This is a genomic window from Fusobacteriaceae bacterium, assembly GCA_031272775.1.
In the GTDB taxonomy this organism is placed as follows: Bacteria; Fusobacteriota; Fusobacteriia; order Fusobacteriales; family Fusobacteriaceae; genus JAISST01.
In genome coordinates this window covers 66,801-88,177 of record JAISTB010000009.1, presented here as the reverse complement: position 1 = coordinate 88,177, position 21,377 = coordinate 66,801, and the positions used below count along the sequence as shown (strand labels likewise).

Annotated in this window: 18 protein-coding genes and 1 pseudogene; all 19 read left to right on the top strand. The window is 56.1% G+C overall.

Annotated elements, in window-relative coordinates:
- The first annotated feature begins 4 nt into the window (after positions 1-4).
- Complete coding sequence (locus LBQ97_02930) at positions 5-1,018, top strand: aldo/keto reductase (GenBank protein MDR1831673.1); 1,014 nt, start codon at positions 5-7, stop codon at positions 1,016-1,018.
- A gap of 106 nt (positions 1,019-1,124) precedes the next feature.
- On the top strand, positions 1,125-1,757 hold the full coding sequence (yqeK, locus tag LBQ97_02925; protein MDR1831672.1) for a bis(5'-nucleosyl)-tetraphosphatase (symmetrical) YqeK: 633 nt from the start codon (positions 1,125-1,127) through the stop codon (positions 1,755-1,757).
- Entirely contained in the window at positions 1,747-3,873 is a 2,127-nt protein-coding gene (gene rnr, locus LBQ97_02920; GenBank protein MDR1831671.1) for a ribonuclease R, read from the top strand. The genes yqeK and rnr overlap by 11 nt, the downstream gene beginning before the upstream one ends.
- Before the next feature lie 186 nt (positions 3,874-4,059).
- Positions 4,060-5,085 (top strand): TAXI family TRAP transporter solute-binding subunit, encoded by a 1,026-nt coding sequence (locus LBQ97_02915; GenBank protein ID MDR1831670.1) that lies wholly within the window; start codon positions 4,060-4,062, stop codon positions 5,083-5,085.
- Positions 5,086-5,097: 12 nt separating this feature from the next.
- Entirely contained in the window at positions 5,098-6,948 is a 1,851-nt protein-coding gene (locus tag LBQ97_02910; GenBank protein ID MDR1831669.1) for a TRAP transporter fused permease subunit, read from the top strand.
- A gap of 99 nt (positions 6,949-7,047) precedes the next feature.
- Positions 7,048-8,028 carry a TAXI family TRAP transporter solute-binding subunit gene (locus LBQ97_02905; protein ID MDR1831668.1) on the top strand — a complete coding sequence of 327 codons (981 nt, stop codon included), beginning with the start codon at positions 7,048-7,050 and terminating at the stop codon, positions 8,026-8,028.
- A 117-nt stretch (positions 8,029-8,145) separates the two neighbouring features.
- Positions 8,146-8,637 (top strand): DUF1850 domain-containing protein, encoded by a 492-nt coding sequence (locus tag LBQ97_02900; GenBank protein ID MDR1831667.1) that lies wholly within the window; start codon positions 8,146-8,148, stop codon positions 8,635-8,637.
- Between the two features lie 16 nt (positions 8,638-8,653).
- A complete protein-coding gene (locus tag LBQ97_02895; protein ID MDR1831666.1) occupies positions 8,654-10,651 on the top strand; it encodes a TRAP transporter permease in 1,998 nt (665 codons plus the stop codon).
- Between the two features lie 6 nt (positions 10,652-10,657).
- The gene (locus tag LBQ97_02890; GenBank protein ID MDR1831665.1) at positions 10,658-11,413 is read left to right on the top strand and encodes a LamB/YcsF family protein; all 756 of its coding nucleotides are present in this window, start codon (positions 10,658-10,660) and stop codon (positions 11,411-11,413) included.
- A 23-nt stretch (positions 11,414-11,436) separates the two neighbouring features.
- The gene (gene pxpB, locus LBQ97_02885; protein MDR1831664.1) at positions 11,437-12,153 is read left to right on the top strand and encodes a 5-oxoprolinase subunit PxpB; all 717 of its coding nucleotides are present in this window, start codon (positions 11,437-11,439) and stop codon (positions 12,151-12,153) included.
- Between the two features lie 201 nt (positions 12,154-12,354).
- On the top strand, positions 12,355-12,648 hold the full coding sequence (locus tag LBQ97_02880; protein MDR1831663.1) for an OadG family protein: 294 nt from the start codon (positions 12,355-12,357) through the stop codon (positions 12,646-12,648).
- A gap of 75 nt (positions 12,649-12,723) precedes the next feature.
- Positions 12,724-13,161 carry an acetyl-CoA carboxylase biotin carboxyl carrier protein subunit gene (locus tag LBQ97_02875; protein MDR1831662.1) on the top strand — a complete coding sequence of 146 codons (438 nt, stop codon included), beginning with the start codon at positions 12,724-12,726 and terminating at the stop codon, positions 13,159-13,161.
- A gap of 18 nt (positions 13,162-13,179) precedes the next feature.
- Complete coding sequence (locus LBQ97_02870) at positions 13,180-14,358, top strand: sodium ion-translocating decarboxylase subunit beta (GenBank protein ID MDR1831661.1); 1,179 nt, start codon at positions 13,180-13,182, stop codon at positions 14,356-14,358.
- Between the two features lie 72 nt (positions 14,359-14,430).
- Positions 14,431-15,402 carry a glutaconate CoA-transferase gene (locus tag LBQ97_02865; protein MDR1831660.1) on the top strand — a complete coding sequence of 324 codons (972 nt, stop codon included), beginning with the start codon at positions 14,431-14,433 and terminating at the stop codon, positions 15,400-15,402.
- Positions 15,395-16,186: a CoA-transferase subunit beta gene (locus LBQ97_02860; protein MDR1831659.1), complete on the top strand. Its 792-nt coding sequence runs from the start codon at positions 15,395-15,397 to the stop codon at positions 16,184-16,186. Before LBQ97_02865 ends, LBQ97_02860 begins: the two co-directional genes overlap by 8 nt.
- Before the next feature lie 10 nt (positions 16,187-16,196).
- Positions 16,197-17,954 (top strand): glutaconyl-CoA decarboxylase subunit alpha, encoded by a 1,758-nt coding sequence (locus tag LBQ97_02855; GenBank protein MDR1831658.1) that lies wholly within the window; start codon positions 16,197-16,199, stop codon positions 17,952-17,954.
- Positions 17,955-18,038: 84 nt separating this feature from the next.
- Positions 18,039-19,265 (top strand): annotated as a pseudogene (locus tag LBQ97_02850) (sodium/glutamate symporter).
- A gap of 77 nt (positions 19,266-19,342) precedes the next feature.
- Positions 19,343-20,122, top strand: a complete 780-nt coding sequence (locus tag LBQ97_02845) for an acyl-CoA dehydratase activase (protein MDR1831657.1) — start codon at positions 19,343-19,345, stop codon at positions 20,120-20,122.
- Between the two features lie 18 nt (positions 20,123-20,140).
- Positions 20,141-21,370, top strand: coding sequence for a 2-hydroxyacyl-CoA dehydratase (locus LBQ97_02840; GenBank protein MDR1831656.1), 1,230 nt, complete (start codon positions 20,141-20,143; stop codon positions 21,368-21,370).
- Positions 21,371-21,377 lie beyond the last annotated feature (7 nt).

Here is a 21,377-nt window from a genome sequence, read left to right as displayed (position 1 = left end):
AGAAATGAAGTACACGGCCTTGGGAAAAACGGGAATGAACGTATCGCGGACGTCCTTCGGGGCGCTTCCGATTCAACGTTGTACATTTGAGGAAGCCGCCGGGATTTTGCGGCGGGCTTACGACGGCGGCGTCAACTTTTTTGATACGGCGAGGGCTTATTCGGACAGCGAGGAAAAAATCGCGTACGCGCTCTCCGACGTACGGGACCGGATCTTCATCGCCTCAAAGACCATGGGCAGGGACCCGGCCAAAATGCGCGCCGATTTGGAGACAACGCTGCGGAACCTGAAGACCGACCATGTGGATTTGCTGCAATTTCACAATCATACGCCGGGCGACGAGCAGATCGCGGAAATGCGCAAGTTTATCGCCGAAGGAAAAGTGCTCCATATGGGCATTACGCAGCACAAGCTCGAAGAAGCCTTCAAAGCGGTCCGCAGCGGACTCTTCGAGACCCTGCAATTCCCTTTTTCCTGTCTTTCGGGGGAAAAGGACGTCGCTCTTGTGAAGGAAACCGCCGACGCGGGCATGGGCTTTATCTGCATGAAGGCCATGTCCGGCGGACTGATCCGCAACGTCGAGGCCAATTTCGCCTTTATCCGGTCGCTGGAAACGCCCGTCCCCATCTGGGGCGTTCAGAGAATTGAAGAAATCGAACAATTCTTGGAACTGGAGGAAAAGGACCCCGCTTTTACGGAAGAATACGCGGCCCGGGTCGCGGAAGAAAAACAAGCCTTGGGCGGAAAATTCTGTCGGGGTTGCGGCTATTGCCTGCCCTGTCCGGCGGATATCGAGATCTTCATGGCCGCCAGAATGCGGGAATTTATGCTGCGGTCGCCCTATCAGGGCATGGTGACGAAAGAGGCCCGGGAGAAAATGTTCCGGATCGAAAACTGCATCGCGTGCAAGGCCTGCGAAACCCGCTGTCCCTACGGCCTGAAGCCCTATGAGCTACTGAAGGAGCAGCTCATCTGGTACAAGGGCTTTTTGCGGGAAAAAGGAATCATGGAGTCGTAACCCACCCCGGAGCGGAGAAATTCCGTTCCCTTTTTATTGTTTGTCTTTATTGCCGCGATGTGATACAATATACATAAAGACCGGAAAAAACAGGATCGGAGACACCATGCGGGAAGCGTCGCGACAAAAGACAACTTTATTGAAGGAAAGCGTGGAGGCCGAATTGAGCCCCCGCCGTTTTCGCCACACCATGGGCGTCGTGGAAACCGCCCTCGCCCTGGCAAAACCTTTCGGCCTTGATCCCGGGCGGATCGAAACGGCCGCCCTTTTGCATGACATCTGCAAGGAGTGGTCTGCGGAAGACCTGAGAAAGATGGTCTGTCAGTATTTTCCCGGCGAAATGGGCGAAAAGGACCTTGAAAGTCCCGAGATCATGCACGGCTTCGCGGGGGCGGCCCTGGCGGAACACGGGTACGGGATCGCCGATCCCGAAATCCTCGAGGCCATAAAGTATCACACGGTAGGGAAAGAAGGCCTTTCCCGCTTTGCCCGGGTCATTTACATCGCCGACGCCGTGGAGCCCGGTCGCGCCTATCCCGAGGCGGCCGAGATCCGTCGGCGGGTCTTTGCCGATATGGACGGCGGGATCCTCTACGCTCTGCGTCACATGACGGCCTATCTGAGGCAATCGGGAAAATATATCCATCCGAATACGGAAAAAATGCTGGCCTGGCTGCAAGCGGGCAGGCCCGATCAAAACGGGAGCGATCCCGGAAACGGGGGAAAACATGACCAATGAAAAAGGGCTCCGGGAACTGCAAGACGTTCTCGCGAGCGAGGGAAGAGGACTCAAGTACACGGAAATCACGGAGCTGCTTCACTGGCAGCAACGGCCGAAGAAAGAGATCAAGGCCGAACTGCGGGAATGGGTCAGGATCGGCGAAATTACGTTGAACCGCAAGAACAAGTACAACCTGCCCGACATGAAGGGCCTCGTCAAGGGCGTCGTCTCCATGACGACGGACCGCTACGGCTTTGTGGACACCGAGGACGAGGGCGGCGTCTTTGTGGCCGGTCCCGATTTGGGAAGCGCCGTGGATGGCGATACGGTCTGGGTCAGGATCGTTTCCGACGCCCGGGACGGGATGAAGCAGGAAGGCAAGGTCGTCAGGATTATCGAGCGCAGCAAGAATACCGTGACCGGCGTCTTTGAAAAAAACGGCGATTTCGGTTTTGTGGTCCCCACAGGCTCCTTCGGCCGGGACATTTATATTCCCGCCCACATGATGCGCGACGCCAAAGACAACGAGCTCGTGACCGTGGAAATTATCGACTGGGGAGACGAGTCCAGAAAGCCGTCGGGGCAGATCCTGCGTATCCTCGGCGACGCTCAGGATACCGGAAACATGATCCGGGCCCTGATCATCAACGAGGGACTGCCGGAGACCTTTCCCCGGGAGGTCGTCGAAGAAGCGAAAGCGATCCCTCTGGGGATCCGCGGGGAAGAACGCAAAGGAAGGGTCGATCTCACGACGCTTCCGATTATTACCATAGACGGCGAGGACGCCAAAGATTTGGACGACGCCGTTTACGTGGAGAAACTCATAAACGGCAATTACCGGCTCTTTGTCTCCATAGCCGACGTCTCCTGGTACGTGCGGGAAGGCTCGGCTCTGGACGTTGAGGCCTATGCCCGGGGCAACTCGGTCTACCTAGTGGACAGGGTGCTGCCCATGCTGCCGCCCGAACTCAGCAACGGCATCTGCTCGCTGAACGAGGGCGAGGAAAAGCTCACGTTTACCTGCCGCATGGAGATTACCCCCGCGGGAGAAGTGGAAAACTACGATCTTTTCCGTTCCGTCATCAGGAGCGCCCGCCGCATGACTTATACCGACGTCAACCGGATCATCGCCGGGGAGGCGGAAGCGCTGACGCAGTACGCGGATATCGCGCCCATGGTCTCGACCATGCTGGCGCTCTCGCACATTCTGCGAAAGAAAAAGCGCGCCAACGGCAATATTGACTTCGATCTGCCCGAGATCAAGGTCAAACTCAATGAAAAAGGCCTCGTGGAGAGCGTCGGAACCCGGGAAAGGGGCGAAGCCGAAAAACTCATCGAAGATTTTATGGTGGCCGCCAACGAAACCGTGGCCGAAGAACTCTATTACGCGGAACTCCCCGCCCTCTACCGAACCCACGAAAAGCCCGATCCCGAAAAGATCACGGCCCTCAATACGGTCTTGAACCGTTTCGGCTTCCGGGTCAGTCGCCATGACGACCTCCATCCCAAGGAACTGCAGGAAATCATTGACAAATCCCGAGAGACGGGCGTCAGCCAGTTGATCCACAAGCTGATCCTCATGTCCCTGAAGCAGGCCCGCTATACCGTGGAAAATATCGGCCATTTCGGTCTCGCCTCCCGCTGCTACACGCATTTTACCTCGCCCATACGCCGCTACGCCGACCTCATGGCGCACCGGATTCTCGCGTCCCGCCTGACCCGCTATCCCTCCGCCGAGGAGAACGCCAAACTGGCCGGAGAGCTGCCGGGCATTTGCCTTCATATTTCGCGGACGGAGCGGATCGCCATGAAGGCCGAAGAACAGAGCGTCCGGATCAAGGTCGTCGAATACATGCGGGAACGGGTCGGGGAGGAATTTACCGGAACCATCGTCGGCTTTTCCCGGAAGAAGATTTTCCTCGCTACCGAAGAGAATATCGAGTGTTATTGGGATCTTGTGGCCGCCGATCATTTTTATGAGCTGGACGAGGAGCGCTACGCCATGGAAGATCAAAGCGAAGGACTTTGGTACAATATCGGGGACAAATTTCCGATTACCGTCGTCCGGGCCAGCCTGGCCGAGCTCGAAATCGAGGTCATTCCCACCGCGCTTTTGCCGGAAAACGCGGAATGATCATGAGCATAATTCGAACAAAACGGCGGCAATACGAACGCCACGTCAAAAAACAGTATTTTGTTATTGACAAAGGAAACAAAATTGTAGTATAATTTTTTATATTTTTCACGGAAACAGCGGTATGCGTTCCACATTATGGAAAGACAAACACAAAATTTTGGACAACGAAAGGAGGATATTTTTATGAGAAAAGTGAAAAGAATTACTGCTGTGCTGTTTGCCCTTGTGTTATTCCTGACCGCTTTTACGACGAGCCACGCCAAGTATACGTTCAATCCCGGCGACAAGGTCGACAAAACCGTCCAGTTCGCGACGCTTGCCGTGGGCAGTTCCTGGTACGTGTACGGCGCGACGGTGGCCAATGTGGTGACCTCGCATGATACGGGTCTCAAAATTGACGTTATGCCCAATTCCGGCGGCGTCGGCAATATGCTCTTGCTGAAAGCCGGAAAGGCCGATATCGGTCTAGGTTTCAACTGTACAAACGCCTGGGCCTACAAAGGGATCCTGGCTTTTCAGGAAAGCGGCGCCATTCCCAAACTGCGCGGACTCGTAGGGACCATCGACCAGATGTATGTCGGCATCGCGATCCGGAACGGAGCGGGCTTTACCCGCATCCGGGACATCGCCGAAAAGAAAATGCCGATCAATGTTTACACGTCGGAAACCGGTTCCGCCAGCGAATATACGACCCGGCTCGTGCTGGAATCCATCGGCTGTTCCTATGAAGACATCATCAAATGGGGCGGTTCCGTGACTCATACGGATTTTGCCAGCATCGTGGCCGCTTATCAGGACGGCAAGTGCGACTTCTTCATGCAGCACGTATCCGTTGGTCATCCCGCTTTTACGGAACTCTGCACGACCGCCGACGTCACCGTGGGCGAGCTTGACGAGCAGTCCCTTGAATACCTGAAAGGGAACGGCTACAGCGTCGCCACCATGCCCGCCAACAGCTTCAACAAACAGACGAAAGACGTCATTTGCGCCGGCATCACGACCAATATTGTGACGACGACGGATCTGCCCGACGAAATCGCCTATCGCATCGTAAAACAGATCTACGAGAATCCCGAGGAACTGAAAACCGGTCACGCGGGACTCGGCAACTTCAACCGCGAAGCCTGCGCTACGCCTGAACTCTACGGCGGTTTCCCCCTGCATCCGGGCGCGGAAAAATATTATCGTGAGATCGGCTTGATCAAATAAGGGGGAAAAAGGGTGGGAGCACGAAAGATTTTTCGGAATATTGTCGCGTTGATTTGGGTGGCCTTCCAGATCTACGCCTGCTTCAAGGCGGGGATCTCGACGATCGGTCTGCGGGGAATCCACATCGGTTTTGCGATCGCCATGGTTTTTTTGTCAAAACCCTTCCTCGCCGGCGACCCGCTGATCGGAAAGGCCGTGGATTTCTTCTGCGCGATTCTCGCCATTATCTGCGGCGCTTTTCTCTATTTTGATTCGGCCCGGATCATGGCGCGGATGCTCTATATCACCGATATGACGCCGATAGAACTGATCCTCGGCGGGATCGTCATGATTTTATTGATCGAGTCCTGCCGCCGGATGCTCGGTCTTTCCATGACCATCGTCTGCCTCGTCTTTATCGTCTACGGCTTTGCGGGGAAAATGCTGCCCGGCGTGCTCACCCATCGCGGCATGAACGCTTCGAGCATGATCGAGTTGCAGTATGTCTCCACAAACGGCATCCTCGGCACAGCCACAGGGGTCTCCGCCGATACGGTATTTTACTTTATGATCTTCGGGGCCTTCCTTTCGGCGACGCCGGCGGGGAAGCTCTTCATTTCCCTGGCCAAGTTCATCACGAGCAAAATGGTCGGCGGGGAAGCGAAATCCATGGTCGTGGCCTGCGGGCTCTTCGGGACCATCAGCGGAAGCGCCGCGGCAAATGTGGCCTCCGTGGGGACGCTGACCTACGAATCCGTTGTGGATTCGGGCTTTGAGCCCAAATTCACGGCGGCCATCCTCGCCATCGCGGGATCGGCCGGGCAGATCATTCCGCCGGTCATGGGGGCCGCCGCCTTCTTGATGGCCGACTATGTGGGCATGTCGTATTTTACGATCGTTCTTTACGCCATCATACCGGCGACGCTCTACATCCTGTCTCTCGTCTTCATCGTGCATTATTACGCGAAAAAATATAACATCAAATCGAAGCCCGTCGACACCGGCGCGCTGAAAAAGATGATCATCCGGTATTTTTACCTGCTGATCCCGTTGATTCTGCTCGTGTATCTGATCGCGATCGGAAAGACCGTGCGGCTCGCCTCGTCTTACTCGCTGATCGTTCTCGTCGTGCTCGCCTCGGCCCGGAAAGACTCCCGGCTCGGCGTGGTCAAGTTCATCAACACGCTGATCGACGGGGCCAATTCCGCCGTGGTCGTAGCCATCCCCTGCGCGGTGGCCGGGATCATCGTCGGGATTCTCAGTTATACGAGTCTCGGGCTCATGATCAGCCAGGAAATCTCCAAAATGGCCGGAAACCGCCTTTGGTTGGCCCTCGTGCTCGCCATGGTTCTCGTGATCATTATGGGCATGGGCATGCCCACAAGCGCGGCCTACATCATGTCGGCGACGCTTTTGGCGCCGGCTTTGAAAAAGATCGGCGTGCCCTTGATCGTGGCCCACTTCTACATTTTTTATTTCGCCAATCTCTCGATGATCACGCCTCCCGTGGCCCTCGCCTCCTATACGGCCGCGGGCGTGGCGAAAACGCCGTTCTGGGATACGGGAATCGAGGCCTTCAAATACAGTTTTATCACATTTTTGATTCCCTATGTCTTTGTGTACAATCCGGCCCTGCTGGGCCTCGGATCCGCCAAAGACATCATTCTTGCCGTCATTCCGGCCATTATCGGGCTCTGGTCCGTGGCCGTCGGCATGATCGGCTTCCTCCGGGCAAAAATCGGCGTGTTCATACGGATTTTGCTCGTCCTGATCGGCCTTTTGATGATTATCCCCGAGAAGATCTCGACGATCGCCGGGATTGCCTGTTTTGCGGTATTTCTCGTGTGGCAGCTGGCATTTACCAAAAATACACAGACTTATTGACAAAAATAGAAATATGGGGTACAATGAAGTCAGACTACCAATGAAATGCGTTCCACAGTGTGAAATTTATATTGTTTTTGACCAAATCAGGAGGAAAAAATGAAAAGATTTTTGAAAGCGTCACTGTTCATGGTAAGCTTGATGGCAATTGTGTTGACCCTGGCGGGTAAACCCGCGGTAGCCGCCGTAGACCGCGGCAGCGAGTTTATCACCGTGGCCACGGGACCTTCCAGCGGGATTTATTTCCCCATCGGCGCGGCCTTCGCGGAAGCCCTCAAGGCCGGCGGCTACAAGACCAGTTCCCAGTCTACGGGCGCTTCGGCCCAGAACATTACGATGATCCAGAAGGGAGAGGCGGAAATCGCCATCGCCATGCAGGATTCCGTAATGCAGGCTTATGAGGGCTACGGCGCGTACAAGACTGCGGACAAGAATTTGCGCGCCATGATGCGCTTGTGGCCCAATTATGTGCAACTCGTCACCCTCGAAGGTACGGGCATCAAAAGCCCCGCCGACCTCAAAGGCAAGCGCGTCGGCGTTGGCGCTCCCAATTCCGGCGTGGAACTCAACGCCCGGATGATTTATGAAGCTTATGGATTGACTTATGAAGACAGCAAAGTGGACTATCTGTCCTACGGCGAAGCCATTGACCAGATGAAAAACGGCCAGTGCGACGCGGCCTTCGTGACCTCGGGACTGCCCAACGGCACCGTTATGGAACTGGCCACCCAGTACAAGATGGTCATTGTGCCCATCGACGGCGCGGGCCGCGACGGACTCGTATCCAAGTATCCCTTCTTCGCCAAGACCGTGATTCCCGCGGGCACCTACAACAATAAAGAAGACGTGCAGTCCGTATTCGTGTACAACATCATGCTCGTCAGCAAAGAGTTGTCCGACGAAGTGGTCTATGACATGATGAAGGTGATCTTCGAGAACATCGCCACGATCAAGGCCTCCCACAACGCCGCCGACAAGAACATCGACGTTACCTTCGGCGTGGAGGACGTAACGATTCCCCTGCACGACGGCGCGGCGAAATATTGGAAGGAAGCGGGCTACAAAACGCCGCTCAATTAATCTGTTGATTGAACGCGCAAGCGTTTGATACCACACACACCATAAAACCGAATCCCGGGTCTCCTCCCCGTTCCCGGGGGGGAGATCGCAACGGGAGAATTTTGACGGGAAGATTTTATGCTGTTTTGCGGATTGCGTAACATCAAAAGAAGCGTTTTTTTCGGGTTTTTCATTTTTATCGCGCTTGTCGCGGTCACAGCGGCTTTTGTGAGCGGCAGGCGAAACCACACGCTCGTGGTCTCCCACCAGTTGACGGGAGAGGTTTACTACACAGGCAAAATCAGGGAAGAGGATGTTTTGTCTTTCGGCTGGATACATTCGTTTGAGCATGTGGACTGGGATGAGTATTACAGGGTGGAAAAAAAGAGATTCACTCTTTTCACGATAGCCGTGGGCGGATTCGGCGCGGGGATTCCCGCCGAAATGGATTGCACGTACCGCTACGCCGACGGACTGATTTACATGGAGAACATCAAGGGAAGCGTATTCCCGGAATTCAACTGGATCAATTCACAGACCCAGTTGAAATACATTTCGGTCAATGATCGCGTGATCCTGACGGGCCGGGACCTGCCGGAGCACGGGCGGATCAAGTTGACTTTGAGATAGCGCAAAGGAGTATACTATGGAGAACACCATCGACAAAATCGTTCAGGAACAACAAGTAGACGGACAGGCGATTTTGGAAGAATTTGAAAAAGAAAGCCGAACGCGGAATTTTGTCAGTCCTCTCGTCAAGAAGGCCTTTGAGTGGACCTGCATCCTCGTGACGCTGTACCATCTGGTTTATGCCTCCGGCTTTTACATGCCGGAAACTTTGCGGAACAGATCCATCCACGTGGGCGCGATCCTGCTGCTGGGCTTTGCCATGTACCCTGCCTTCCGGAAATCGAGCCGGAAACACATCGCGTGGTATGACTGGATCCTCATGGCGCTGTCCGTCGCTATCCCGATCTATATGTGGGTCAATTATTTCAGCATAGTAGACCGGGCCGCCGCGCCGACGACCATGGACGTCGTCATGGGGACGATTCTCGTCCTTTTGGTTCTTGAGGCTTCAAGGCGGATTACGGGACTGGCCCTTCCGATTATCGGGCTGCTGTTCACGATTTACGCCCTGATGGGAGTCAAGGGGGGCTTGATCAAGATCAATTTCCCGGGCCTCTTTATGCACCGGGGCACGGCCTGGCCCAGCCTGATCGGGCATCTTTTCATTAACACCGAAGGCATCTACGGCACGTCCGTAAACGTGTCGTCGACTTATATTTTCCTGTTCATCGTTTTCGGCGAAGTCATGAACAAATGCGGCATGGGGGCCTTTTTCAATGACCTTGCGATCAGTGTGGCCGGAGGCACCAAGGGCGGCCCCGCAAAGGTTTCCGTTCTGGCCGCGGGGCTTCTCGGCATGATCAACGGTTCGGCCATTGCCAACGTCGTGACGACAGGATCCTTTACGATTCCGCTGATGAAAAAATCCGGCTACAGTAAGGAATTTTCGGGCGCCGTTTCGGCAACGGCTTCCGTAGGCGGCCAGCTGATGCCGCCCGTAATGGGCGCCGCCGCCTTTATTATGGCGGAGACCCTGGGCATCCAGTACAGCCAGATTATCGTGTACGCGGCGGTACCCGCGGTCATTTACTATCTGGGGATTTTGTTTCAGATCGACATGCGGGCCTCCAAGGACAAACTTGTGGGTCTCCCCAAGGACCAGTTGCCGGCCTTCAAGGACACCATGAAGAAATACTGGCACCTGACCTTTCCGATCGCGATCTTGATGTACATGCTGTTTTTCAGCGGAAAGACGCTGATTATGGGCGCGCTCTACACGATTATCGCCACGGTTATCATCGCCCAGACGCGGAAAGTATCCCGCATGAGTCTTGACGACATCCGCTCGGTCCTGATTTCCTCGGCCAAGCAGACCGTATCGGTAGCGATGGCCTGCGCCTGCGTGGGCATCATCATCGGAGCCTGTACAAAGACCGGATTTACGACGAATATGGCGAGCGCCATCATCCGTCTCGGAAAATCCAGCCTGCCGTTGACGCTGGTCTTCACCATGGTGACCTGCATGATTCTCGGCATGGGCCTGCCGTCTATCCCCTCGTATATCATCACCTATACGATCGCGGTGCCGGCTCTGATCCAGCTCGGTATAACCGACGTGGCGGCGCATCTTTTCTGCTTCTACTTCGCCATGTTCGCCAACATCACGCCGCCGGTGGCCCTCGCGGCCTTTGCCGCCGCGGGAATTTCCGGAGGCGACACGGTCAAAACCGGCGTCGCTTCGGTCAAACTGGCGCTGGCGGGTTTCCTTTTACCCTATATCTTTATCTACAACAGCCAGCTGCTTCTCGTGAATACCACGGTGTCTGAGGGCTTGCTGACGGCGGTGACGTCCTGTATCGGAGTATTTCTCCTGTCGGCGGCCGTCGAGGGTTATATGTACACCCATATCAATGTGGCGGTTCGGGCTCTGTCTTTGGTCGGCGCGCTGATGCTTATCGTGCCGGGATTGAAGACGGATATTATCGGTTTTGCGATTTTGATCGTCGTCGTGCTCTTCCAGAAGGCCATGGCGAAGAAAAATCCTTCTGACACGGGAACCGCTGTCGGAGCGTAATCAACCATGAGTATCGATTTGAACAGCGACCTCGGAGAGAGCTTCGGGGCGTGGAAAATGGGTATGGACGAAGAGGTCCTGCCGTATATTACGTCGGCCAACGTGGCCTGCGGCTGGCACGGGGGCGACGCCCTCATTATGGAAAAAACCGTGACCATGGCGGTAAAAAGCGGCGTCGCCGTCGGCGCGCACCCCTCTTTACCGGATTTATTGGGTTTCGGGCGGCGGAACATGGACGTGTCGGAGGCCGAGATCAAGGCCTACCTCAAGTACCAGATCGGCGCGCTGGCCGCCTTTGCGCGGTCTTCCGGCGTTCGCCTGCAGCACGTGAAACCCCACGGCGCCATGTACAACATGGCCGTAAGCAATGAAAAACTGGCCATCGCTGTGGCCGAGGCCATCCGGGAGACAGATCCCGAGCTGATCCTCGTGGGGCTTTCGGGCAGTATGCTCGTTCTCGCCGGAAAGGCGGCGGGAATCCGGGTCAAGAGCGAAGTCTTCGCCGACCGGGCCTACAACGAGGACGGGACGCTGGTCGCAAGAAAACTGCCCGGGGCCCTGATTACCGACAAGGACGCCGCCGTGGCCCGGGTCATCCGCATGGTGAAGGAGCAGACCGTCCGCAGTATCACGGGAAAGGACATCCCGATCACGGCGGAAACGGTTTGTGTGCACGGGGACAATCCCGAGGCCGTAGCCTTCGCCAGAGGCCTGCGGGAGGCCCTCGAGGCGGAGCGTATTGTGATCAGCGCCTTTTTGTAAAGAGAACACGCGGAGGAGGAAAGATGCGGTTTTTACACGCGGGGGATTCCGCCCTCATTGTAGAGCTGGGCAACGAAATCTCCCCTCTGATCAATTCCAAAGTCAGAAAAATCACGGAGTATCTCGATTCCCTGAAAAACGATTTTATCCTGGACCTGCTGCCGACGTACCGGTCGGTCATTATCTATTACGACCCCCGAAAGATCAGCTATGAGGAGATGGTGGAACTCGTCAGCGACAATTGCGATACGAGCTACCAGAGCATGGAGAACGTTCCCAAGCAGGTCGTGGAGATTCCCGTGCTCTACGGCGGGGAATACGGTCCCGACATCGAGACCATCGCGAAACACAACAAGCTCACGACCGACGAAGTTGTGCAAATCCACGCGTCCCGGGATTATCTCGTCTACATGCTCGGGTTTACGCCGGGTTTTCCCTATCTCGGCGGCATGTCGAAGAAAATCGCGACGCCGCGTCTGAAAGAGCCGAGAAAGCGCATCCCTGCCGGATCCGTAGGGATCGCCGGCGAGCAGACAGGCATTTACCCCCTGAGCAGCCCTGGCGGCTGGCAGCTTTTGGGGCGCACGCCGCTGAAGATCTTCAATCTTCAGAGCGACCCGCATTTTTTGCTGGAAGCTGGGGATACGATACGCTTTGTCCCCATTGCCAAGGGAGAATACGAGCGGATCGCCCAACTCGTTGACACGGGCAAATACAAAGAAACACGCTACAGAGCATAAGGACAGGACAGAAGGCGCGAAAGAGAATGAAAAGACAGACATTCTCTTTTTCCATAATTACGGCATAGACGCGCGGGAAGAAAACCCGCGCGGAAAAATATAAAATAGTCATTGACTTATTGAAAGAAAAGTTGTATGATGGGGTATCTTTAAATGAAATGCGTTCCACATTATGGAATTTAACCTAAAGGAGGTGCATAGATGGGTTCTTTGATCAAGATCAGTCCCTGGGAAGCGCTTTTGATTTCCGGCCTCGGACTGTCTGTGGTCTTTCTGGCGCTGGCCATGCTGGCGCTTGTGATCATTATCTTCTCGATATTCGCCAAAAAGACCGGTCTCGATGAAACGGCGGCGCCCGCGGGCGCAACGACGGGCGCGTCAGCCGGAGGAGAGGAAGATCTGGGCGTCGTGGCGGCCATTATCGCGGCTGTGACCGAAGACGGCTACCGGCGGAAGGAAAATCTTGTGGTGACCTCGATCCGGGAGATCCGGTAGCGGGTCCGAAGCGGATCGCGGATGTACGCGGATTATTGAAAAATGTGATTGCTTAGCTTCAGGAGGATGTGAAACATGAAATATACGGTAACGGTAAACGGCAAAAAATATGAAGTCGAAGTGGAAAGAGAAGAAGGCGGAAAGAAATTGTTGACGCGCTCATCGGCGGCGGCCCCCGCGCCTGTGGCGCCTGCCCCCGTTGCGGCCGCTCCGGCCCCGGCTCCGGTCAAGGAAGCGGCTCCCGCGCCTGCTCCGGCGAAGGAAGCGGCCCCGGAACCTGCGGCTGTGGAGGTATCCGGCGGCAATACCGTTGTGAGCCCGCTGCCGGGCAGCGTTTTCGACGTCAAAGTGAGCGCCGGGGAAGCGGTGAAATTCGGACAGGTATTGATCGTCATTGAGGCCATGAAAATGGAAACGGAGATTGTCGCCCCCGCCGACGGCGTCGTGGCTTCGGTTCTCGTGAAAAAAGGAGATGCTGTGGAGACCGACGCGCCGCTGGTTGTCCTCAAATAACGAAAGGGGAGGCGTATCATGAATTTTTTGGCAGTGTTGTACCGTTTGGCGGAGGAATCGGGTTTCTACGCCATTATCGGGAATTACGGAAAAAACTTTGTAGATGGCGGATGGCGATATTGCGTGATGCTGGCGATATCCCTGGTGCTGATCTATCTCGCGGTATATAAAGGCTTCGAGCCGCTGCTGCTGCTCCCCATCGCCTTCGGGGTGCTGTTGGCCAATCTGCCGGTGGCGGGACTCATGAAAGAAGCCGAACCCTGGTATACGTCGGGGATTTTGCGGATCATTTACGGCGGCGTCAAGAGCAGCGTGTTTCCCTGTCTGATGTTTCTCTGCATCGGCGCAATGACGGATTTCGGCCCTCTGATTTCGAACCCCATCAGTCTGATTTTGGGGGCGGCGGCCCAGTTCGGGATTTACGTGGCCTTTATGCTTGCCAACGCCACAGGGCTCTTTACGGCGGGGGAAGCGGCGGCAATAGGCATTATCGGCGGAGCTGACGGCCCCACGGCCATCTATGTGGCCAACGGTCTGGCCAAGGATCTTGTGGCGCCCATCGCCATAGCGGCTTATTCCTATATGGCGCTGATCCCGTTGATTCAGCCGCCCATCATGAAGCTTTTGACGACGGAAAAGGAGCGGAAGACGAAAATGACCCAGCTCCGGAAGGTGTCGAAATTTGAAAAAATTGCTTTCCCCATTGTGGTGACCCTATTTTGCTCGCTGCTCCTGCCATCGGTGGCACCCCTTTTGGGCATGCTGATGTTCGGCAATCTGCTGCGGGAATCGGGCGTGACCGGAAGACTCTCCGACACGGCCCAGAACGCCCTTTGCAACATCGTTACGATCTTTATCGGGACGACCGTGGGGGCCACGGCCAACGCGGAATTGTTCCTCCAGACGAAGACCCTCGCGATCATCTGCATGGGCCTCATCGCCTTTGCCTTTTCCACCGTGGGCGGCATCTGTCTCGGAAAGATCCTTTATTACGCGACGGGCGGGAAAATCAACCCGCTGATCGGATCGGCGGGCGTATCGGCGGTGCCTATGGCGGCCCGGGTATCCCAGACCGTGGGTTCCAAAGCCAATCCTTCCAACTTCCTGCTGATGCACGCCATGGGTCCCAATGTGGCCGGCGTCATCGGTTCGGCGGTAGCGGCGGGCTTCTTTATGGCCGTATTCGGAGCGAAGTAAGAAAACCGGCCGGGCCGGTTATTGACGCGGGGAGAGGCGTACGGGGGAATATTACACAAGGAGGTATTTGACATGAGTAAAGTCTGTACGATGGCCGAAGCCATCACGAAATACGTGAAAAACGGCGATCACATCGTATTCGGCGGGTTTACGACCAACCGGAAGCCTTACGCGGCCATTTACGAAATCCTGCGGCAAGGCCTGAAGGATTTTGTCGGAGAAGGCGGCCCTGCGGGCGGCGACTGGGATCTTTTGATCGGAGAGGGCAGGGTTTTGGCCTATACGAACTGCTACACGGCCAATTCCGGCGTGACCAACGTATCCCGGCGTTTCCGGGAAGCCTATGAGAAGGGGACCCTCAACATGGAGGACTATTCCCAGGACGCGATAATGCTGATGCTGCACGCGGCCTCCTTGGGTCTGCCCTTCCTGCCGGTGCGCCTGATGCTGGGGACCGATATCGCCAACAAATGGGGCATCAGCAAGGAAGTCCGGAAGACGATTCCGAAGCTGCCCGAAGACAAATTCGTCTATGTGGAAAATCCCTTCAAGAAGGGGGAAACCGTCATGGCCCTGCCGGTACCCGAGATCGACGTCGCCATTATCCACGCGCAAAAGGCGTCCTTTGACGGCACCTGCGCCATCGAGGGCGATGAGTTCCACGACGTGGACATCGCCGTGGCGTCCAGGAAGTGCATCGTGACCTGCGAGGAACTCGTCAGCGACGAGGAGATCAGAAAACATCCCGAGGCCAATTCCGTGCCCGGATTCTGTGTCGACGCCGTCGTGCACGCGCCTTACGGCGCGCATCCGAGCCAGTGCTACAACTATTACGACTATGACAATCCGTTTTTGCGGATGTATGACGGAGCGAGCAAGACTGAGGAAAGTTTTGCGGCCTTCGTAAAAGAATGGGTCTATGACGTACCCGACCATGACGCCTACCTCGACAAGCTGGGAGCCTCGCGGCTCTTGAAGTTGCGGTCGGTGCCCGGACTCGGCTACGCCAAGGACATGACCAAGGAGGCGAAGAAGAATGGCTGATTATACCAATTGGACGAACAAGGAAATGCAGGCGGTCACCATCGCGAAGCAGATCAAAGACGGACAGGTGGTCATCGTGGGCACGGGACTGCCTCTGATCGGGGCTTCCGTGGCCAAGCGGATCTTCGCGCCCAAGTGCAACATCATCGTCGAGAGCGGTCTCATGGACTGCGATCCCATCGAAGTGCCGAGAAGCGTCGGCGATATCCGTTTTATGGCCCATTGCGCGGTGCAGTGGCCAAATATCCGATTTATCGGCTTTGAGGCCTGCGAATGGCAGCACGACAGCGACAGACTGATCGCCTTTATCGGCGGGGCCCAGATTGACCCCTACGGCAACGTGAACTCGACGTCCATCGGTGATTATCACCACCCGAAGACAAGATTTACGGGGTCGGGAGGCGCCAACGGCATAGCGACCTATTCCAACACGGTCATCATGATGCAGCACGAAAAGCGGAGATTCATCGACAAGGTGGACTACGTGACGAGCGCCGGCTGGATGGACGGACCGGGCGGCCGGGAAAAAGCGGGCCTTCCGGGAAACCGCGGACCGGTCATGGTCGTCACGGACCGGGGCGTCATGAAGTTCGACGAAAAGACGAAACGGATGTATCTGGCCGGCTATTACCCGACCTCCTCGCCCGAAGACGTCAAGGAAAACACCGGCTTTGACATCGATGTCTCGAGGGCCGCGCCTCTCGACGCGCCGACGCCTGAGATTATCCGCATTATCCGGGAGGAAATCGACCCGGGCCAGGCCTTTATCAAAGTACCAGTTTAGGAGGAACAGCATGAGTTATTATTCCATGGGCGCTTACTTCAAAAACATGCCCAAAATCGGAAAGCCGCTCAGTATCGTCAACGAGGAGAACAAAAACCAGCTGCTGGCGGTGGAAAACGAAATCGAGGAACTGATCGAGACGGCCCAGGCCCAGGGACGAAGCGACGAATCCCTCAACGAGGCGGGGCAAATGACCGCCATTCAGCGACTCGCCGAGCTTATCGACGAAGGGACCTGGTTTCCCTTGAACAGTCTCTTTAATCCCGAAGGAAACGACAACGGATCGACGGGCATCATCAAAGGTCTCGCCAAGATCTGCGGCAAATGGGCCGTTGTCATCGCTTCGGACAATAAAAAATTAGCGGGCGCCTGGGTGCCGGGCCAGGCCGAAAACCTGATTCGGGGCTCCGATACGGCCAAGATTTTGGGGATTCCCCTCGTCTATGTGCTGAATTGCAGCGGCGTCAAATTTGACGAACAGGAAAAAGTCTATCCCAACCGGCGCGGCGGCGGAACGCCCTTCTTCAGGAACGCCGAGCTTCAAAAATTGGGGATTCCCGTGATTGTCGGCATCTACGGTACGAACCCCGCCGGAGGCGGCTACCATTCCATCAGCCCGACGATACTTGTGGCCCACAAGGACGCCAATATGGCTGTCGGCGGCGCGGGCATCCTCGGCGGCATGAATCCCAAGGGCTATGTGGACAAGGAGAGCGCCCAGGCGCTGATCGACGCCACGGTCAACGCGAAAAAGACCAATCCGCCGGGATCGGTTCCGATCCATTACAACGAGACCGGATTCTTCCGGGAAGTTTACGAGGATGAGGAAGGGGTTTTGGAGGGCATCAAAAAATACATGTCCATGCTGCCCGCCTACAATCTCGAGTTCTTCAGAGTCGACGACCCCGTGCTGCCCGCTTATCCCGAAGAGGATCTGTATTCCCTCGTTCCCTTCAACCAGAAGCGGCAATACGACATCTATGAGGTCATGGCGCGGCTCTTCGACAACAGCGAGTTTTTTGAATACAAAAAGGGCTACGGGCCGGAAATGGCGACGGGTCTCGCGAAGATTAACGGACTTTTGGTGGGGGTCGTAGCCAATGTGCAGGGCATGTTGATGAAATATCCCGAATACAAGGAAAATTCCATCGGGATCGGCGGCAAGCTCTACCGCCAGGGTCTCGTCAAGATGAACGAATTCGTGACGCTCTGCGCCCGGGACAAGATTCCCATGATCTGGCTGCAGGACACCACGGGCATAGACGTCGGCGATGACGCCGAAAAAGCCGAATTGTTGGGTCTCGGACAGTCGCTGATCTATTCGATCGAAGTATCGGATATCCCCCATCTGGAGATCACGCTGCGGAAGGGGACGGCGGCGGCGCATTATGTGCTGGGCGGCCCCCAGGCCAATAACAACAACGCCTTCTCGCTGGGAACGGCGGCGACGGAAGTCTATGTGATGAACGGCGAAACGGCGGCCGCGGCCATGTACGCCCGGCGGCTCGTTAAGGACCAGAAAGAGGGCAAGGATATCCAGAGCACCATCGATAAAATGAATCAGGTCATCCGGGAGTACACGGAGAAATCCAGACCGAAATACTGCGCTTTTACGGGCATGGTGGACGAGATCGTCGACATGATGTCGCTGCGGCCCTATATGGAAGCCTTTACCGAAGCGGCGTACCAGAACAAAAAAGCCATCTGCGCTTTTCATCAGATGCTGACGCCCAGAGTGATACGGGAATTCAATACGTATACGAAATAAGACAACATGAGGCATACCGATATGGAACACCAATCAAGGGTTTACACGGTAGCATAGCAACATCTAGGTTATAGGAGGTTTTACATGAACGAAATTCTAAAGATCAAACTCGGTATGTTTGAAACGTTAGGCATCTCTGTGGTCGCCATCTACTTCGGCGAATTTCTGCGGGCAAAATTTCCTGTTCTCAAAAAATACTGCCTGCCAGCTTCCGTCGTGGGCGGGACGATCTTTTCGATCCTGTCGCTGATCCTGTACAAGGCGGGCGTAGCCGAGCTCAATTACGATTACGCCACGGTCAACAGCCTGTTCTAATGTATCTTCTTCGCGGCCAGCGGCGCTTCGGCCAGTCTGGCTCTTTTGAAAAAAGGCGGAAAACTTGTGATCATCTTCGCGATCCTGGCGGCGGTATTGGCGGCGCTCCAAAATGTGCTGGCCCTCGGTATCGGCAAGGTCATGGGCATCAATCCCCTGATCGCCCTGATGACGGGTTCCATCCCCATGACCGGCGGGCACGGCAACGCGGCGTCTTTCGCGCCTCTGGCGGTCAAGGCGGGGGCCCCCGCGGCCATGGAAGTGGCCATCGCGGCGGCGACCTTCGGACTCATTTCCGGCTGTATCGTCGGCGGACCCTTCGGAAATTTCCTCGTGCGGAAGAACCACTTTGAGGATCCCGAACTGGACGGCAAGGACGACGTGGCTTCTCTGGCCAAGGCGGCGGGCGTCGCGGTCAAGAAACCCCATGTGCTGAACGCCGTATTTATGATGTGTATCGCGCTGGGCATCGGTCAGGCCGTATTCATCATCCTGAAAAAACTCAATGTCAGCTTCCCGATCCATGTATGCGCCATGCTGGGCGGCATCCTGATCCGACTGTATCTCGACAAGAAGGGAACGACGGACGATTCCCAGTATGAGGCCATTGACATCGTCGGAGATTTCTCCCTGGCGCTTTTCGTGTCCATGTCCATCGTGTCCATGAAGCTCTGGCAGTTGGAAGGACTGGGACTGGCCCTGATCGTGCTGCTCTTTGCGCAGGTGGCTTTGATGCTCCTCTTCGCCTACTTCATCACCTTCAATCTCTGCGGAAGAAATTACGATTCGGCCATTATTTCCGTCGGTCACACAGGCTTCGGCCTCGGCGCGGTGCCCGTATCCATGACGACCATGCAGGCGGTCTGCACAAAATACCGTTATTCCAAGCTGGCCTTCTTTGTGGTGCCGGTCATCGGCGGATTCTTGAGCAATATCACCAACGCGATTATCATTACCAACTTTATCAACGTCGCGGCAAAAATGGCCAACGGCTGAGCCGGCTGACGCAGGATTACGCTCCGGCGGCCGCTTGATTGCGCCGCCGGAGGGATCCGCTTTTCGGGAGGAACACCATGGATATCTATACCTTGGGCATTGACGTGGGCTCCACGGCTTCAAAATGCGTGATCTTGAAAAACGGGACCGAAATCGCGGCCAAATCCCTGATCGATGTGGGCGCGGGGACTTCGGGACCGGCCCGGGCCATTGCCGCCGTCCTGGAGGCGGGAAATCTCGCCATGGAAGACATCGCACTGACGCTGGCCACCGGCTACGGCCGCTATTCCATCGAGGGCGTCGCCAATCAGTTGAGCGAGCTCAGCTGCCACGCCAAAGGGGCCTTTTTTCTCTTCCCCGGCGTCAAGACCGTCATCGACATCGGCGGACAGGACGCCAAGGTCATGAAAATCGCGCCCAACGGGCTCTTGAACAACTTCGTGATGAACGACAAATGCGCCGCCGGCACGGGGCGTTTTCTTGACGTGATGGCCCGCGTGCTGGAAGTGCGGATCGACGAACTTGAGGGCCTTTCGGCGGAATCGACCAAGGTCGTCAACATCAGCTCCACCTGCACGGTCTTCGCCGAGTCGGAAGTGATTTCCCAATTGGCCCAGGCGACGGACAAACGGGATATTATTCGCGGCATTCACCGCTCCGTGGCCGGAAGAGTCGGCGGACTCGCCAAACGGATCGGCATCGAGGACGAAGTCGTCATGACCGGCGGCGTCGCCCAGAACCACGGGGTCGTCACGGCCATGGAACAGGAAATTGGACACAAAGTATACACATCGCCTCTGGCCCAATACAACGGGGCTTTGGGGGCGGCCCTGTTCGCCTTTCAACGGGCGAAATAGGTTACACAGGAGGTAAACATGTCAGAAATTCAAAAGACGGAAAAGAAGCCCGGCGCCAAGGATGCGCTCAGGGCCGTGGTCGATATGGTGTATCAGAACGCCTGGGACGCCAAAAAGAGAGGAGAGCCCGTGGGCTGGTCCTCGTCCAAGTTCCCCGCGGAGATTGCCGAGACGCTGGGCCTCGCGGTCTGCTACCCGGAAAACCAGGCGGCGGCCATTTCAGCCAAACACGGCGGACAGCGGATGTGCGAGCACGCCGAAGCCATGGGCTATCACAACGATATCTGCGGCTACGCCCGGATCAGCCTCGCCTACGCAGCGGGCTATGAAGCAGACGAACGGGCCATGCCCCAGCCGGATTTTCTCCTTTGCTGCAACAACATCTGCAACTGTATGACCAAATGGTATGAAAACATCGCGCGGATGCACAACATCCCGCTTATTATGATAGACATCCCCTACAACAATACCGTCGAAGTGGCCGACGAAAACGTGGCCTACGTGCGGGGGCAGTTCGAGGACGCCATCAAGAAATTGGAGGCCATTTCGGGCAGGAAGTGGGACGAGAAGCGCTTTGAGGAAGTCTGCGCCAACGCCAACCGGACGGCCAAGGCCTGGCTCAAGGTTTGTTCCTACTGCCAGTATACGCCTTCTCCCTTCAGCGGCTTCGACCTCTTCAACCACATGGCCGACGTCGTGACGGCCCGCTGCAAAAAAGAATCGGCGGAGGCCTTCGAGGCTTTGGCCGCGGAGCTCGAAGAAAACGTCAAGACCGGCAAATCGACGTGGAAATACGCCGAAAACCACCGGATCATGTTTGAGGGCATTCCCTGCTGGCCCGAACTGCAGAAGCTGTTCGCGCCCCTGAAAGAAAAAGGCATCAACACCACGGCCGTCGTGTACGCCCCCGCCTTCGGCTTCGTCTACAACAACATGGACGAATTGATGAAAGCCTACTACAAGGCGCCCAATTCCGTTTGCCTCGAGACCGGCGTAGACTGGCGGGAAGGGATCTGCCGCGAAAACAACGTCGACGGCATCCTTGTCCACTACAACCGTTCCTGCAAGCCCTGGAGCGGCTACATGCCCGAGATGGAACGGCGTTTCCGCAAAGACCTCGGCGTGGCCGTAGCAGGCTTTGACGGCGATCAGGCGGATCCTCGCAATTTTTCGGAAGAACAATACAAAACCCGGGTCGAAGGATTATACGAAATCATGGAGGAAAACGCCCGTTTGCGTAAAAATTAATGATCAT